16 protein-coding genes and 1 pseudogene are annotated in these 15117 nt (G+C 71.6%); 6 read left to right on the top strand and 11 right to left on the bottom strand.

Annotated elements, in window-relative coordinates; translation table 11 throughout:
* The first annotated feature begins 174 nt into the window (after positions 1–174).
* Positions 175–660 carry a carboxymuconolactone decarboxylase family protein gene (locus ACZ4Z1_RS28515; RefSeq protein WP_468489503.1) on the top strand — a complete coding sequence of 162 codons (486 nt, stop codon included), beginning with the start codon at positions 175–177 and terminating at the stop codon, positions 658–660.
* Positions 661–895: 235 nt separating this feature from the next.
* On the opposite strand, the gene ACZ4Z1_RS28510 is transcribed toward ACZ4Z1_RS28515, so the two are convergent.
* The 3 genes and pseudogenes from ACZ4Z1_RS28510 to ACZ4Z1_RS28500 form a co-directional block, all read right to left on the bottom strand.
* On the bottom strand, positions 896–1297 hold the full coding sequence (locus ACZ4Z1_RS28510; protein WP_468489502.1) for an STAS domain-containing protein: 402 nt from the start codon (positions 1295–1297) through the stop codon (positions 896–898).
* Positions 1298–1481: 184 nt separating this feature from the next.
* Positions 1482–1891 (bottom strand): annotated as a pseudogene (locus ACZ4Z1_RS28505) (DNA alkylation repair protein); the annotation flags it as partial.
* Positions 1892–1952: 61 nt separating this feature from the next.
* Positions 1953–2498 carry an STAS domain-containing protein gene (locus tag ACZ4Z1_RS28500; RefSeq protein WP_468489501.1) on the bottom strand — a complete coding sequence of 182 codons (546 nt, stop codon included), beginning with the start codon at positions 2496–2498 and terminating at the stop codon, positions 1953–1955.
* Positions 2499–2833: 335 nt separating this feature from the next.
* On the opposite strand from ACZ4Z1_RS28500, the gene ACZ4Z1_RS28495 reads away from it, so the two are divergent.
* A complete protein-coding gene (locus tag ACZ4Z1_RS28495) occupies positions 2834–4357 on the top strand; it encodes a carboxylesterase/lipase family protein (RefSeq protein ID WP_468489500.1) in 1524 nt (507 codons plus the stop codon).
* 63 nt (positions 4358–4420) lie between these two features.
* Here the strand turns inward: ACZ4Z1_RS28495 and ACZ4Z1_RS28490 are convergent, their stop codons facing one another.
* From ACZ4Z1_RS28490 to ACZ4Z1_RS28470, 5 genes are all read right to left on the bottom strand, one after another.
* Entirely contained in the window at positions 4421–5680 is a 1260-nt protein-coding gene (locus ACZ4Z1_RS28490) for a mannosyltransferase family protein (RefSeq protein ID WP_468489499.1), read from the bottom strand.
* A gap of 79 nt (positions 5681–5759) precedes the next feature.
* On the bottom strand, positions 5760–6185 hold the full coding sequence (locus ACZ4Z1_RS28485; RefSeq protein WP_468489498.1) for a hypothetical protein: 426 nt from the start codon (positions 6183–6185) through the stop codon (positions 5760–5762).
* Positions 6178–6675 (bottom strand): SigE family RNA polymerase sigma factor, encoded by a 498-nt coding sequence (locus tag ACZ4Z1_RS28480; protein WP_468489640.1) that lies wholly within the window; start codon positions 6673–6675, stop codon positions 6178–6180. The genes ACZ4Z1_RS28485 and ACZ4Z1_RS28480 overlap by 8 nt, the downstream gene beginning before the upstream one ends.
* Positions 6676–7121: 446 nt before the next feature.
* Positions 7122–7373, bottom strand: coding sequence for a BBE domain-containing protein (locus tag ACZ4Z1_RS28475; RefSeq protein ID WP_468489497.1), 252 nt, complete (start codon positions 7371–7373; stop codon positions 7122–7124).
* A gap of 275 nt (positions 7374–7648) precedes the next feature.
* Positions 7649–8461 (bottom strand): helix-turn-helix transcriptional regulator, encoded by an 813-nt coding sequence (locus tag ACZ4Z1_RS28470; protein ID WP_468489496.1) that lies wholly within the window; start codon positions 8459–8461, stop codon positions 7649–7651.
* Positions 8462–8710: 249 nt separating this feature from the next.
* On the opposite strand from ACZ4Z1_RS28470, the gene ACZ4Z1_RS28465 reads away from it, so the two are divergent.
* A complete protein-coding gene (locus ACZ4Z1_RS28465) occupies positions 8711–9460 on the top strand; it encodes an SDR family oxidoreductase (protein WP_468489495.1) in 750 nt (249 codons plus the stop codon).
* 425 nt (positions 9461–9885) lie between these two features.
* Here ACZ4Z1_RS28465 and ACZ4Z1_RS28460 read toward each other — a convergent pair whose 3' ends face one another.
* Positions 9886–10626 carry a class I SAM-dependent methyltransferase gene (locus ACZ4Z1_RS28460; protein ID WP_468489494.1) on the bottom strand — a complete coding sequence of 247 codons (741 nt, stop codon included), beginning with the start codon at positions 10624–10626 and terminating at the stop codon, positions 9886–9888.
* A gap of 386 nt (positions 10627–11012) precedes the next feature.
* On the opposite strand from ACZ4Z1_RS28460, the gene ACZ4Z1_RS28455 reads away from it, so the two are divergent.
* Positions 11013–11786, top strand: a complete 774-nt coding sequence (locus tag ACZ4Z1_RS28455; RefSeq protein ID WP_468489493.1) for an MBL fold metallo-hydrolase — start codon at positions 11013–11015, stop codon at positions 11784–11786.
* A gap of 60 nt (positions 11787–11846) precedes the next feature.
* On the top strand, positions 11847–12437 hold the full coding sequence (locus ACZ4Z1_RS28450) for a TetR/AcrR family transcriptional regulator (RefSeq protein ID WP_468489639.1): 591 nt from the start codon (positions 11847–11849) through the stop codon (positions 12435–12437).
* Between the two features lie 66 nt (positions 12438–12503).
* Here the strand turns inward: ACZ4Z1_RS28450 and ACZ4Z1_RS28445 are convergent, their stop codons facing one another.
* On the bottom strand, positions 12504–13295 hold the full coding sequence (locus ACZ4Z1_RS28445) for an alpha/beta fold hydrolase (RefSeq protein ID WP_468489492.1): 792 nt from the start codon (positions 13293–13295) through the stop codon (positions 12504–12506).
* Positions 13296–13409: 114 nt separating this feature from the next.
* Between ACZ4Z1_RS28445 and ACZ4Z1_RS28440 the strand changes: the two genes are divergently transcribed.
* Entirely contained in the window at positions 13410–14294 is an 885-nt protein-coding gene (locus ACZ4Z1_RS28440) for a helix-turn-helix domain-containing protein (RefSeq protein ID WP_468489491.1), read from the top strand.
* A 147-nt stretch (positions 14295–14441) separates the two neighbouring features.
* On the opposite strand, the gene ACZ4Z1_RS28435 is transcribed toward ACZ4Z1_RS28440, so the two are convergent.
* Positions 14442–14846, bottom strand: a complete 405-nt coding sequence (locus tag ACZ4Z1_RS28435) for a MerR family transcriptional regulator (protein ID WP_468489490.1) — start codon at positions 14844–14846, stop codon at positions 14442–14444.
* Between the last annotated feature and the right edge of the window lie 271 nt (positions 14847–15117).

Genomic DNA, 15117 nt, shown 5'->3' with positions numbered 1-15117 from the left:
CCGCGCACGGTGGCGTGCGTCACACGGCCGCCCTGTCACAGGGAGCGGGGCGCCGGCGTCTTGTGTTCGTTCAGCGCACACCACGAGATCGGCGCACACCACGGGATTCCAGTGCGCGCCACGCGATCCGTGCACACCACTGGGTCTGTGCACACTACGAGTGAGGACGAAATCATGGACGCCCGATTCAACCTGTTCGAGAACGAGCTCGGCTCCAAGTTCGCCAAGCGGTTCGCCAACACCGGCCTGGTCATCCAGCAGTCGTCGCTGCCGAAGTCCACGCAGGAACTGATGGCACTGCGCGCCAGCCAGATCAACGGCTGCGGCTGGTGCATCGACATGCACACCAAGGAGGCCGCGGCCTCCGGTGAGACCGCGGTCCGGCTCAACCTGGTTGCCGCCTGGCGCGAGTCCACCGTGTTCACCGAGGCCGAGCAGGCCGCGCTGGCGCTCGTCGAGGAAGGCACCCGGATCGCCGACGCCCAGCAGGGCGTCTCCGACGAGACCTGGGCCCAGGTCCGCAAGCACTACGACGACGACCAGACCGCCGCGCTGGTCTGCCTGGTCGCCCTGATCAACGCGGCCAACCGGCTCGCCGTGATCACCCACCAGCGCGGAGGTTCGTACGAGCCCGGCATGCTCGCCGCCGCGGTCAACTGATCGGCGTACCGACGCGAGGAGGCCCGGCCCGGGCCGTACGGGGGTACGTCCGGGCCGGTCCGCCCACCGGGAGACGATGAGCTGCGTACACGCGTTCAACAAGGAAGAGGACCGACAGGCCCGTACCCCTGCGGCTCCCAGCACAGCAGATCACCGCACGAGCCCCGCCAGAACGTCCGGTGCGGGTGCGGTCCGGCAGGAACCGGACACTGGTTCTCCGTGGGGTGGTGCGCTGTCATACGGGAGCACGCTGACATGCCGGGGCAGGGGCCAGCCGGGGTCCCACGCCGGTGCGGACCAGGGCGCGCTCAACCGTCTGACTGGCCACCGTCAGTTCCAGGCTTCCCTGGGCGGCATGCACAGCGCCCCGTATGCCCAGAAGGGTGTAGAGGCTGGCGTTGTCGCACCAGGTGATGCCGGAGAGATCGAGCCGCAGCAGCCGCTGGCCGGATCTCAGGTGGGCGACGGTGGCATCGCACACCAGGCGCACCGTACGCACGTCGAGTTCGCCGACGAGCCCCAGTTCCGTGGCGCCGCCGGGAGCATCGCTACGGGTGCGAACGGTCAGCCGGGGATCGGGCGGCTCGACCAGCGGAAGCCGGAACAGAGCGGGCATGAAGGGCGGGCTGCTGCGCATCGGGCCCTCCAGAAGGCCGGCGGACGGGCTCGCGACAGCCCTTTGAACGCCGACCAGACTTCCCGGCACACCCTGCACCACGCAGGGCGCATTGGTGCCACCGTAACGGTCACGGCCCGGGCACGGAAGCAGAGCTGGTGAAAGGGCCTCGGGAGGTGCAGCAGCCGGACTTCAGTGCGGCTCACGGGTGTTCCAGGCCCTCGGGTTTCCTCGCCACGCGTTCGGTGGTCAGCGCCCAGCCGGCACTCGCGACCGTGGGGTCCGGGCCGGCGCACCAGGCCAGGCGCAGCTCTTCGGAGTGCGGGCTCTTCTTCACCACGTAATTCACGAGCCAGTCGTGCACCTTGGGCGTGCGGGCCTCGCGCACCATGGTGTCCAGTTGTTCGCGGCTGAAGGCCTTCGGACGACAGATCAGGATCGCCAGCAGCTTCGCCGCGGTGTCGCCGGGCTCCCACAGGTGACACGCGAGTTCCTGCTGCGTTTCGAGGCGCTTCGCGAGCGCGCGCAGCTTGCCGAGATGCACACCGTGATCGTCACCGTGTTTCTCGTTCACCTCGCGTGCCTTCGGCCCGCGAGTTCGGCCCGTTCGGCCATCACCTCGGCCGCCACCGTCTCGGCCACCTCGGCCTCCTGTCCGTCACGTGAGGATGTCAGCCTATGACGGGGGTCGGCCCAGTTCGGTAGCTGGACGGGTCTGCGTGGTGTGGCGCAGGCGGGGCGCCCCGGTACGCCGGTCGTGGCCGTTGCCCTCGTACGTCTCGGGAGGTGAGAGCGCTGCCGGGTGGCCGTCCGGGGAGGGGGCGTCGAACAGGCCTCGGGTGCCGGTCAGGGCCAGGACCTGGTCGATGGCGTGGTTGACGGTACGGATGGTGACGGTCTTGTTCTGCTGAAGTGCCCGGGTACGCAGGCGCAGCAGTGAGCCCAGGCCGGCGCAGTCGCAGAAGTGCACGGCGTCGAGATGCAGGTCGAGGCCGTGGACGGAGTGGCCGAGGGCCGCGTGCAGGCCCGGTTCGACGTGCCGGCCGGTGTCCAGGTCGAGTTCTCCTCGGAGCGTGGCGCGCGTGCGGTCGCCGTCGGGAGTGACTTCGAGGGCCAGCAGGCACGGTACGGGGGTCGAGGGCGGCTCCGTGGTGCGGCGGCCTTTGGCGCGTTCGGTGTCTTGCTCGATGCAGGGGGGTGCGCAGCGCGCAGGCTCCGGCATGGCCTTCCTCTTCCTTGTCGGCTCACCTGCCTCCGCAACCAGGCTCGCCCCTGGGCTCATTACACGTCAACCGATACGTGAAGGGTGGTACGTGCTTCTGGGTGCGTGAATTGCCGGTCAGTACAACCAGCGCACGCATGGTCTGGATCATGGCCGCCGTCTGCGCCCCTGGGGCGACCGACACCGTCCGTCACTGTTCATCTCCGATGGCGCACCTCCCCTTTCGAACCCCGGGCCCAACCCGGTGAGCAGAGGAAGGCGGTGCGCGGTTGCCGTGGCGTGGCCGGGCGCGACCGAGCGGTGTGGCGGGTGACGTTCCGGGAGAAGGAGACCGTATGACCCGATCCGACCGAGCACCCGAAGTCCGCACCGCGTCCGGCGCCGTCCGGGGCCGGTGGCAGGACGGCGTGGCCGTCTTCCGGGGCATCCCGTATGCCCGGCCGCCCGTCGGTGACCTGCACCTGGCCGCGCCCGTGCCCGCGCTGCCCTGGGACGGCGTACGCGATGCCGGTGCCTTCGGGCCGGCGCCACCGCAGTCCCTCGCGGTCGGGTACGGCACCGGGCGGCAGAGCGTGGAAGGCGCTGACGACTGGCTGACCGTCAATGTCTTCAGTCCCGATCCCGGCGGGGCGGGGCTGGCGGTCCTGGTCTGGATCTATGGCGGCATGTGCATGATTGGCTCGTCCGACGGGTCCGGATACGACGGTACGGGCCTGGCGCGGCGGGACACCGTCCTGGTGACGTTCAACCACCGGGTGGGCGCGGAGGGATACGGGCAGTTCGAGGGTGCGCCGCCCAACCGGGCCCTGCTGGACCAGGTCGCCGCGCTGGAGTGGGTCCGGGACAACATCGCGGCCTTCGGCGGCGACCCGGGCCGGGTGACCGTCTTCGGTGAGTCCGCGGGCGCGGGCGCGGTGGCGTCGCTGATGGTGATGCCCCGCGCGGCCGGGCTCTTCCACCGGGCCGTGGTGCAGAGCGTGCCGGGCACCTTCTTCAGCGTGCCGCTGGCCGCGGACATCGGTACCGCTGTCGCCGCCGAACTGGGGGCGGCTCCCACGCGCGCGAGTCTGGCGCCGGTGACGCCCGACGCCCTGCGGGACGCGGCGGACTCCGTACTGAACACGATGACGGAGCGCGAGACGCGGTGGGGGCGGGCAGCCCGGGCCCGGATGCCGTTCGCGCCCGTGATCGACGGCGACGTACTGCCGCGAACTCCCTGGGAGGCACTGCGTGCGGGGCATAGCGCCGGCATCGACCTCGTCGTGGGACACACCCGGGACGAATGCCGCGGGTTCACCGCGCTCTCGGGGCGGCTCGGAAAGGTCACCGAGGAGGAAGCCGCCGCCACCCTCGAGTGGTGCGCGCCCAGTACCGTGGGGGCGCGCGCCTACCGAACCGGCTACCCGGACGCGAACCCCACCGACCTCCAGGACCTGGTGCTGTCCGACTGGCTGTTCCGTATGCCCAGCCTCCACCTGGCCGAGGCCCACGCCGCCGGCGGCGGCACCGCGTACCTGTACGAGCTGGCCTGGCCGAGCCCGGCGATGGGCGGCGCGCTCGGCGCCTGCCACGGGCTCGACGTCCCGCTGGTCTTCGGCGCCTTCGGGAGCGAAATCGCGGAAATGCTCCTGGGGAAGGAGCCTTCCGTCGAGGCCAGAGCGCTCTCGGAGTCGATGATGGCGGCCTGGACCGCCTTCGCCGGAACCGGTTCGCCTGGCTGGGCCCCGTACGGGTCCGGGGAACGGCTCGCCCGTGTGTTCGCCGCGGACACCGCCACGGTGCCGTACCCGGAGGAGGTGTCACGTCTGATCTGGGCGGACTGGGGATTTGCCGCGCTGGAGCTCGCGGACGGCGAGTGACGGGGGCGGCCACGGGGCGACCGCCGTGCTGCCGGAAGCGGCCTCCCCGCCCGATCGGTGCGCTCACCCCGTCCAGCGGCCGCTGAGGAAGGTTAGGGCGAAGACGGTGCTCAGCGGCGCGATCATGCAGAGGTACGCGGTCTTGAACCGGGGGCTGCGCAGGCTCCATCCGGCCATGGCGACCCACAGGGGCCACCACAGGAGGGCGGCGCGCGGGATGGAGACGTACCAGTACGAGGTGCCCAGAGCGCACAGGCTGAGGGCGACGTAGACCGCCTCGGGCCAGCGGCGCTTGCGTGCCAGGACGACGAGCAGCGCCAAGCCGACGAGCATGACGACGAGTTCGGCCTGGAACATGAAGGCGTAGCCGGTGCTCTGGGCCTGGTCGAAAGCGTTGTGCCAGGTGTTGGCCCAGGCTTCCCAAGGGGTGTGGAAGGTGCGGTACCAGCCGCGTTCCTGCGCGCTCTTCCACGCCATCCAGTCGCCGGTGCGGGTCTGGAGGTACCAGCTGAAAAGGGCGGGAGGCAGCGCGGGAAGGGCCAGCCAGGGCAGCGCGCGCCAGTTGCGGGTGTCGCGGAGGCTGAGGAAGAAGTGGGTGGCCAGGGCCGCGGCGAGGAAGAGGCCGCTGACGCGTACGGCGGTGGCCGCGGCGGTCAGTGCCATGGCCAGGGGCCAGTTGTGGCGTCGGGCCGCGAGCCAGGAGGGCAGGGCCAGGGCCAGGAAGAGGGCCTCGGTGTAGCCGACGGCCAGGAAGACGGCGCACGGGGAGAGCAGGAAGAACAGGACGGTACGCCGTCCCGCCGCGCTGCCGTGCAGGTGGTGCCGGGTGATGCGGGCCAGGGCCAGGACGGCGACGGCTCCGGAGACGAAGGAGATCGACAGTCCGGCGAGGGCCCAGTCCGGTACGACGACGTGGACGGCGCGCAGCACGAGGGGGAAGCCGGGGAAGAAGGCTTCCCGGTTGTCCCAGTCGGGCAGCCACGGTCCGGCCTGGCCGGGGAAGTATCCCTGCTGCGCGATGTGCAGGAAGTGGTCCCAGTCCCAGCGCTGGAACGGTGCGAGAGGCGGGCCGGGGTCGTGGGTGGCGGGGTCGGCGGGGAACAGCCACCGGGCGCAGTAGGCCGTGAGCCAGATGCCTATTCGGGTCGACAGGTACAGCCACAGGATGTCCCGGTCCGCCGGACCGAGGCGCCAGGTCGTACGGCCGGGCAGTCTCCGGCGCACACGGCCGGTCCGTACGGCGGGTTCCGGGGGGTGCGGGCTGTGCCGGGGCGTTGCCGGGAGGTGGGGGTGCTCGCGCGCGGAGACGGACGAAACGGGCATAACGGCTTCCTTGGGGGTATGGGCAGGCAGGGCGGACCACCCGGCGACGGCCCGCCGGGTCGCGGAAGGACGAGTCGGCTCAGGGCGGTGAGGTGGCCGTGCCTTGCGTGGAGTCCGGGGGAGAGGCGTCGACCGTGTTCTCCGGAGCGGGCGGGGCGGTGGAGCGCAGCGCCGTGGGTGTGGAGGTGGAGGTGGGCGTGGGCGGGGCGGTGGAACGGGGCGCGGTAGGGGTGGGAGACAGCTGCCGGTCCGGGGACGGCCGGCCGGGCGGGGGTGTGCCGGCCGGGCCCACAGGGGCCGGGGTACGGGAGAGCAGCGCGGCAGTGGTCACGGCGCCGCCCCCGAGGGCCAGGCACGCCGCCGTCGCCAGCGCGGCGATACGCCGCCGGCGCGCCCGCCGCCCGCGCGCGGAGATCTCGGCCGCCGGTGCGGCCGTGGCGCCGTCGCGGCCGGCGTCGGCCGCTTGCTGGAACAGGGACCGCAGCGGGTCCTGGGGCTCAGACACCGGGCGCCTCCTCGATGCGCGGGTCGTGCAGACGGTCAGCGAGCGCCTTGCGGCCACGGCTCAGGTGGGTCTTGACGGTGCTCGCCGACAGTCCCGTCTCACCCGTGATCTGGTCGACGGTCAGGTCGCACAGGTAGTGCAGGGTGAGCGTGCGGCGCTGCTGGACGGGCAGCTCGCGCAGCGCCTCGACCAGCGCGACCTGCCCAGGATCCGGCCCCTCGACATGGGGCGGGGCGCCGCTGCGCCGCCACGCGTCGGCGCTGCGGCGCAGGCGCCGCCACCGGCTGACCGCCAGCCGCCAGGCGACCGTGCGGACCCACGCCTCCGGCTGCCCGCTCCGGTCGAGCTGCCGGCGCCGGTCCCAGCCCCGGACGAACGCCTCCTGCACCACGTCCTGCGCCTCGTGCAGGTCGCCGAGCATCACGTACAGCTGTCCCGTGAGCCGCGCGACCGTCTGGGCGTAGAACTCTTCGAACTCCTCGACGGTCAACAGCCACTCCCGGATCTCTCGCTTCACCTGCCATACGCCCCCCACGCGGCGTTCGGTCGACATGCAGGACGAAAAAACATCGTGACGCCGGTCACCAGCACATCGGTGCGGCGCGCCTTGCCGGCCACCGGGGTCCCGGCAAGGTCATCACGATGTACGACATCAGCCGGCTCGCCGTGGACATCGAGGCCGACGCGCTGGACGACAGCGCGGGCATCGACCGGCGCATGCGAGACCTGCCGGCCGGCGGTGCAGACCGCGCCGGTGGCCCGGGGCGGCCGCGCACCGGCCACCGCTGCCGGTCGGGCCCGCCCCCGCGTCCGGCAGGACCTCGGCTCTTGCCGGGAGCTACCTGCCGAGGGGGCTTCGCGCTGACGGGCTTCGCACGAGCAGCCGCCCCCCGGAAGCCGAAGCCCGGGGGGCTGCTCGACTGCCTTGGCGCAGACCTACCGGGCGCTTCCCGGCTGCGAACCGGCGGCCGCGCCCTCCGGGGCCGACGCCAGCGGCTCGACACTCCTCCGGTGCCGGAACACGTTGCGCGGATCCCACCGCCACTTGACCTTGCGCAGGCGCGGGTGATTGTCCTCGTGATCGAGAGTCGGCCAGGGGACGCCGGACCCGTTGAACTCCGGGTCGGTCATGCCGGCGTCCGCGTGGTTGATGTAGCAGCCGTCGGTGGCGGTGTCCGGTACGGGCACGCCGCCGGTGCCCGCGAACAGGTCCTGGAAGACGTCCCGGGTCCAGTCAAGGCGCCCGGCTCTGCCTGCCGCACACCGACCGGACCCCTCACATCACGTACGGATCAGTCCGCCCGACGAACGCCGAACCGCCACGACCGGCTCGGTCACGCGTCCGGCGCATGCGGCGGCCGACCGGCCACACAGCGACTGCCGATGCGCCGCCGCATGCGCCGGAAGTGGGTTAGCGATCCGGTGGTTCGACCGTCGGGGACGCTCGGACGGTGTTGCCGGCGTCAGTCGGCCAGCTCCCGGTCCTCGGTGTAGATCACCAGCGTCAGTTCCGGTTGGTCGGCCAGGTGGAACGCGGTGTGGACGAACTCGGCCGCCGCGCGGCCCTGGCGCCGCAGCCGCTTGCGTCCGCTGCGCCGGACCTGCACGTCGTACTGCGGCCACCAGGCACGTACGTGCGCGCTGCCCGCGTTCAGCTCGTCGATCAGCCGCGTGTACCGGGGATCACCCGGGTGGTGCCCGGCCAGCGTCCGCAGCCGGGCGAGCAGGCCGCGCGCCTCCGGCTCCCAGTCGACCACGACGTCGCGGGCCACGGGTTCGAGGAACATCCAGCGGACGAAGTTCGCCGGCCGTCCCGCCGCGGCGGTGAGTTTCGGGAACAGTTCCGCGGCCGCCTGGTTGTGGCTGAGCACGTCGTAGGTGCTGCCGATGATGTAGGCCGGCTGCGGCTGGAGCAGCAGCGGTACGGCCGCCACCTCGGGGGCGAGCGGTTCGGGCTCCCCGGTCCGGGGCGCGGGGGTGTGGCCGGCGAGCCGGAAGAGGTGATCGCGCTCGTGGCGGTCGAGCCGCAGCGCCGAGGCGAGGGCGCCGAGCACCTGCTCCGAGGCGCGGATGTCCCGGCCCTGCTCAAGGTACGTGTACCAGGTCGCGCTGATCCCGGCGAGCAGCGCGAGTTCCTCCCGGCGCAGCCCCGGCGTCCGACGGCGGCCGGTGTGCGGCAGCCCTACCTGGTCAGGGGTGATCCGCTCCCTGCGGCTGCGAAGGAACGCGCCCAGCTCGTCGTGTTGATCCTGCTGCTGCCGCGTGGTGGGAGACATGGTGGGTGGCACCCTCGATTCCAGAATGAACAGGCTCTGTATACCAGGCTGAAGGTAACGCACACTTGATTTCGCGTCAGGGACGGATCTCTCACCTGAGCGCCGACGGGCGCCGTACGGGACATGCCGGCCGCACAGCCTGCCGACGACCCGCCCTTGGCCGCTTCCACGCCATTCCGCCCGTGCGGCACCGAGCTGTCCGCCGGCGGCGGGACGGCTCACGAGACACCGAGGAAGAAGACCACACCCATGGCAGAAACAGCCAAGACACCGACCTGCGACAAGGTCATCGCCGTCACCGGTGCCAGCAGCGGCATAGGACGGGCCACCGCGCTCGCCCTGGCGCGGCGCGGGGCGAAAGTCGTCCTCGGCGCCCGGCGCGGCGACCGCGTCGAGCAGCTCGCCGCCGAGATCCGGGAAACAGGTGGCCGTGCCGTCGGAGTGCCGACCGACGTGCGGCGGCGTACGGACCTCGTCCGCCTCCTCGATGCGGCGGTCACCGAATTCGGCCGGCTCGACGTGCTGGTCAACAACGCCGGCATCGGACCGGTATCCCCTCTGGAGGACCTGCGTGTCGACGAATGGGACGACATGATCGACGTCAACCTGCGCGGTGTGCTGTACGGAATCGCCGCCGCGCTGCCGGTCTTCCGCCGTCAGGGGGCCGGGCACCTCGTCACGGTCGCGTCGACCGCCGCGTACCGCACCGTCCCCGGACAGGCGGTCTACTCCGCGACGAAGACGGCCGTGCGCACGGTCTGCGAAGGCCTGCGACAAGAGGTCGGCGACCTGCGCGTCACCATCGTCTCCCCGGGCTTCGTCCACACCGACTTCGTCAACGCGGTCACCGACCCCGACGCCCGCGCCGCGCTGCTGGCCCGCCGCGACGCGATGGCGCTGGCCCCCACAACGATCGCGGACGCCATCGCCTACGCCGTCGCCCAGCCGGACCAGGTCGACGTCAACGAGATCGTGGTGAGGCCCACCGCCCAGCGGTGACGGCCTGGCCCGATCGGAACAGAACCCGATCCGGTATCAGCTCCGGTACCAGCACCAGGCCACCTTGATCTCGCGCTCGACATTGATGTACTCAGCGCGCTGGAAGGCATCCGCCATCGGGGCGTTGCCGAGGCCCGTGGATACGCGCGGATGCGGCACTCGCGGATGCGGCACTACAGGAGCAGTCCCCGCAGGAGGCGCATTCCAGTCGCCGGCATGACGCACACGGCATGTCCTCGGGCTGCACGCTCGGTACGCTCCGCAGGCTGGGAAAGCAGTCGACGCAGTCCAGGCAGCCACAGTAATCGCACGAGGGGTTGGGCAGATTCATGGCCGCAGTATCCGGGATTCCCGCGCTCCGGACCATGCAGCCGTATCCGCCCTGTCGACAGAGCCGGGCTCAAGCCTGAGCAGGGGAGCCGTCGTCAGGCGCGGCAGCGCAGCATCTCCAGCGGGGGATTGGCGAGGAAGTCCGCCCAGAAGTCCGCACCGAACCTGCGTACACCGGCGCCGGACACCTCCAGTGGGACCCAGGCCACCTCGTCGAACCCGGCTGCCCGCAGGCACTGCTCGTAGACCTCGCGGCGCGGGCAGGTGGAGGTGAACGAGACCGGCGGGTCGAGCAGCGCCGTGGTCCTCACCTGCGGTCCGGTCTCGGCATGCTCGCCGGTCAACTCGGTGAGGAAGCCGTACTTGCGCATGGACGGCCCGTCGAACCGGTAGTCGGGTGACTGGTTGAGCAGGAAGAACTCGGAACCGGGCGCCAGGCTCCGGTGCACGTTGCGGCACATGCGCTCCATGGCGGCGGTGTCCTGCGCGTAGTTGAGCAGCTGGACCGCCGTGGCGACCTCGAACCGCTGCTCCAAGGGCCGCAGGTCACAGACATCGCCCACCTCGTAGCGCACACCCAGCGGCCGGCGCTCCTCCATTTCCCGCGCCACGCGGACCATTTCGCCGGAGATGTCGACTCCGAGCACCTCCGCGGCGCCGCGTCGCTTGAACTCCCGGCTGTAGAAGCCGGTGCCGGAGGCCAGGTCGAGGACCGACTTGCCGCGCACGTCCCCGACCATGGCCAGGAAGCCGGGCACCTCCGCGTAGTGCGCCAGTGGCAGGGCCTTGAAGCCCTCGAACGCCTCACCGATCTCGTCATACTGCTGCACGCTCACCGTGTTGTCCTCCTTGTGCTTCGCCGTGCTGCGTCGCGTTCTGCCTCGGCCGGCCCGTGGCGGGCAGTCTCCCCGTCCGGCGGCGGGCCTTCGTACTGGCAGAAGCCACAAAGATGCGGACGTCGTTCCGGTGTCCCGTACGGGCGGGCGGGTGCGGGCGGACGTCGTACGCCGCCCAGATCGCTCCGGCCGGGTGGCGGTGCCGCAGGGGCAGCCGACCACCCTGGCGCCGCGAACAGGCCGCCCCCACCCGCTAGAACGGCCATTCTGCTACCGTAAGAACGACCGTTCTAGGAACGCTGGTTCCAGCGGAGTCCGCCCGGACCCGGCATGCCCGGGCCGGGCGAGCCGCGCCGGACCGAACCGTGACGCAAGGAGACGAGGCTGTGCGACTGCGACGCTTGGGATGGGCCGGCGCGGAGCTCGAACACGCCGGCCGGACGCTGGTCATCGACCTCATCGAAGACGCCTCGCCGCTGTTCTCGGACGAGAGGTTCCCCGCGGCCTCCCGCCCCGGGGAGACGGCGGCGGCGTTGGTGACGCACCTGCACTCCGACCACGCCGACCCGGTGGCGATCCGTAAGGCGCTCGCCGCCGGTGCGCCCGTGTACCGGCCCGAGCCGGTCACCGGACCGGATGACGACCTCAAATGGACCTGTCAGGCGGAGGGTTCATTCCGTGAGCACGGTGTCGCGACCGAGGTCGTGCGGCCGTGGGAGGAGCGCAGCGTCGGCCCGTTCCGTATCGGCGCGGGACCCTCCGTCGACGAGCTGGGGGATCCGCAGCTGTGCTGGGTCGTCGACTGCGACGGCCTGCGCGTCTTCCATGGCGGAGACACCGTCTTCCATGGCCACTGGTGGTCGATCGCCCGCCGGTTCGGTCCGGTGGACATCGCGTTCGTCCCCATCAACGGTCCGGTGGTCGAACTTCCGCACTTGCAGCCGCCGAGCCCCTTCCATGCCGTCATGCTTCCGGAGGAGGCCGCGGTCGCGGCCCATATCCTGGGCGCCCGCGTCGCCGTTCCCATTCATTACGGCACGCTGCACAAGCCCCCCATCTACGTCGAGACCCCGCAGGCGGTCGAACGTTTCGAGAAGCGCGCGAAGGAGCTGGGCGTCACCTCCTTGGTCACGCCTCCCGGCGAATGGTTCACCCCGTAGACCGCACCGCTACACTAGAACCAGCGTTCTAGCGGAGAAGGAGGCCCGGAGTTGACGGCGGTGGAGTGTGACGAGGGGCGATCGCGCGTGCTGCGGGCCGCGGAAGGGCTCTACTCCGAGTACGGCATCCACGCGGTGCGGATGACCCAGGTCCGGGACCAGGCCGGGGTGTCGCTCGCGCGGCTCTACAAGCTCTACCCCTCCAAGCACCACCTGGTCGCCGCCTATCTGCAGGCGTACGGGCAGCGACTCCGCGCTCAGCTGGCCGAGTCCGTCGAGCAGGCCGCCCCGTCCCCGGCCGGCTCACGGGCACGCCTGCTCGCGGCGTTCGACTGCCTGCAGGAAACCGTCGAGACGCCCGGATTCCGGGGGTGCGCCTTCGTCAACGCCTGGGCCGAGCTCGGCGGGCAGGGCCACGAGCGCCACCCGCTCGTGGCCGAAGCGGTGCAGGAGCACAAGGCCCTGCTCCGTGACTACTTCACCGAGCTCGCCGAGGACTACACCGACGCACGCGGCGTCGGCGAACAGATCCACATACTGGTCGAAGGGGCCATGGTGACCTCCTCCCTCCTGGGGGCGAACGCCGCCCGCCCGGCCCGCGACAGCGCCTTGGCGGTGCTCGCCGCGGCCGGCACCGCACGCGCGAAGTGAGGCGCGGCGTCCTCCGTCCGGCTGCGCCGCCCCGTCGCGTCGGCGCCGTCGCGCGCAGGGGGGCGGTCAGCTGCCCAGAGAGGCGGTGGCGCTGCGCAGAACCGCTACGAGTGCCTCGGGCGCTTCCAGGGGCAGCAGATGGCCGGCGCCAGGGACAGTGCTGAGCTGAGCGTGTGGAATGTACGGCAGCAGGTGCTCCCGGAGTAGCTGCGGCGGTTCCACGGCATCGTTCTCCCCGGCCACCACCGTCACCGGCACGTCGATCGCCTTGGCCGCGTTCGTGATGTCCTCCGCGATGCCCCGCAGGGGCCACTCCCGCCGGGCCTCGGGGCGGGCGGCGACGCTGTCGCGTACGACTGCGGCCCGCAGCGACTCCGGCAGCGTCACGGCGGTCAGTACGTGGTCGAGCGCCTGCCCGACGGCCTCCGGCGAGTCGTACGCGTGAGAGAGCGCCTCCCGGTACTCCGCGGTCACCAGGGCGGGCGGCTCCGGCGGCGCGGGCGCGACCAGGACCAGGCCCGCCAGCCCCGCGGGCCGGCGCGCCGCGACGAGCTGGCTCACCTTTCCGCCCATCGAATGGCCGACGAGCACGAACGGGCCGAGGTCCAAGGCGTCGACCACGCATATGAGGTCATCGGCGAGCTGGTTCAGCGCGTAGGGGCCGGGCAGCCTCTGTGACGCGCCCCAGCCGCGCTGGTCGAAGCGGACCGTGGCCCGTTCGGCCGGAAGCCGTTCGACGACCGTGTCCCAAGTGGCGGCGGAGCCGCCCCAGTAGTGGACGAACACCAGCGCCGGCCCGGTGCGCCCCTTGGAACGGACCTCGATCGTGCCGCCCGCCACCTGCACTGTACTTGTCATTTCCGCCATTCCCGCGCCTTTCTCATTCCCGCGCCTTTTCTCGGCCCCGGTGGGGTGCGCCCGAAGCTACAGTCGTTGGGCAGATGTCTCCCGGTGGAAAGCGACGCGGCCCTTGTGAAAAGCGGACTCACCGCCGTGCGCCAACTGCACTACGTACCGGCCCCCGGGGCGGCATACGGTGTAGAGGTCCTCAGCTTCGCGCGGCTGCGGGAGATGGACGGCGCACGCCGCCGTACCCGGCCGCAGCGGCCGGATTTCCATGTGCTCGCCTTGGTCGCCTCCGGGCGGGGCGAGCACATGGCGGACTTCGAGACGTATGCCGTGCGAGAAGGGAGCGTGGTGTGGATCCGGCCGGGGACGGTGCACCGCTGGAGCGACGTCGACGGCGTTGACGGCCCGCTGATCCTCTTCCGCCCCGGCTTCCTGTCCGACCTGGGCCCGACTCCCGCACAGGACCTCGCCGCACCCGCCTCCTGGCACCTGGAACCGCAGGTGCAACCGCTCGCCCTGCTTGCGGCCGACCACCTGCGGCGCGAGCACGACCTGGCAGTACGGGTACCGCGGCTGGCCTCCCGCCCGCTGTTGGCCCACCTCCTGGCGGCCCTGGTCGCACGCGTGCTGCCCCCTGAGGGCGCCACCGCCCCCGTAGGCGGCGGGAAGCACGGTGATGTCTTCCTCCGCTACCGAGCTGCGGTCGAAGAGCACTTCGGCGAGTGGCACCAGGTCGCGGAGTACGGCGTGGCGTTGGGCTACGACCGGCGGACACTGACCCGGGCTGCCCGCGCCGCCACGGGCGTCGGCGCCAAGGCATTCCTGGACCAGCGCATCCTGCTGGAGGCCAAACGACTGCTCGCCCACACCGACTTGCCGGTGAGCAGGTGCGCTGCCCGCCTGGGGTTCCGGGACGCCGCGAATTTCACCACCTTCTTCCAGCGCGGCACCGGACAGCCGCCGAGCGCGTGGCGCACTGCCACCGCCGACGGGACACGGCCTGTGTGAACCGCGGGACGCGTCCGCGCCGGCTATGGCGGAGCGGTACGCCGCGCGGAACGACCCGTACGGAGAGTGCCGAGGCGGCACAGCGGTGGCCGTGAGCGGCGCTCGCGGGCCGGGGGAGGGGCCGTCACGGACCGGGGCAGGGGCCCGTCACGGACGGGGGGAGGACGTGAGGCGCTCGCGGAGTGTGGCGGCGAATTCCTCGGCCCGCGCCAGCTGGGTGCGGAGCTTTTCCACCTGCTCGGCCGCGTCCCGCTCGTATCCGCGGACCCGCTCCAGCAGGGCTTCCCGTTCGGTGCCGGTCAGTTCCCCGTCGGCATCGAGGCGGTCGGTGGCCGCCAGCAGGTCGCGCATCTGGTCGAGGGTGAAGCCGAGCGGTTTCATGCGGCGGATGACCATCAGGCGGGCGACATCGGCCTCGGTGTAGAGGCGGAAGCCGCCCTGGGAGCGGGCCGAGGGGATGACCAGGCCGGTCTCCTCGTAGTGCCGGATGGTGCGCAGGGACAGCTCGGTCCGTGCGGCGACCTCGCCGATCTGCATGTGCTCGCTGCTCACGCGGGCGCCCGTCCTTTCCGCACCTTCGAGGCCACAGGCGGCCCACGCCGGTCTTCGATCCCTCATCACATCGATCTCTACCCTAACGTCAGGGTAGAGTGGGGGGCGTCGGCATCGGCTGCCTGCCGCATCGCCTCGGCGACGCGGGGCGGCGGCTCCGTGCCCGTCAGCCGGGTCGGGGCCGATGATGTCCCCGGGACGATGCGGACGATGCCCCGGCGAAGACCGTAACCTGTGCAGGAGAGAGCGTGCGCATGTCCATGACGCCCCG

The organism is Streptomyces sp. NPDC030165 (assembly GCF_055573595.1).
The sequence above is the reverse complement of the archived record's forward strand: the minus strand, read 5'-3'. Positions and strand labels throughout refer to the sequence as shown.

Bases quoted from the DNA above. Each gene is read 5' to 3' on its own strand.
- ACZ4Z1_RS28490 (WP_468489499.1), bottom strand. From the start codon at position 5,680: ATGCCCGTTTCGTCCGTCTCCGCGCGCGAGCACCCCCACCTCCCGGCA.
- ACZ4Z1_RS28495 (WP_468489500.1), top strand. From the start codon at position 2,834: ATGACCCGATCCGACCGAGCACCCGAAGTCCGCACCGCGTCCGGCGCC.
- ACZ4Z1_RS28500 (WP_468489501.1), bottom strand. From the start codon at position 2,498: ATGCCGGAGCCTGCGCGCTGCGCACCCCCCTGCATCGAGCAAGACACC.
- ACZ4Z1_RS28465 (WP_468489495.1), top strand. From the start codon at position 8,711: ATGGCAGAAACAGCCAAGACACCGACCTGCGACAAGGTCATCGCCGTC.
- ACZ4Z1_RS28510 (WP_468489502.1), bottom strand. From the start codon at position 1,297: ATGCGCAGCAGCCCGCCCTTCATGCCCGCTCTGTTCCGGCTTCCGCTG.
- ACZ4Z1_RS28470 (WP_468489496.1), bottom strand. From the start codon at position 8,461: ATGTCTCCCACCACGCGGCAGCAGCAGGATCAACACGACGAGCTGGGC.
- ACZ4Z1_RS28515 (WP_468489503.1), top strand. From the start codon at position 175: ATGGACGCCCGATTCAACCTGTTCGAGAACGAGCTCGGCTCCAAGTTC.
- ACZ4Z1_RS28445 (WP_468489492.1), bottom strand. From the start codon at position 13,295: ATGACAAGTACAGTGCAGGTGGCGGGCGGCACGATCGAGGTCCGTTCC.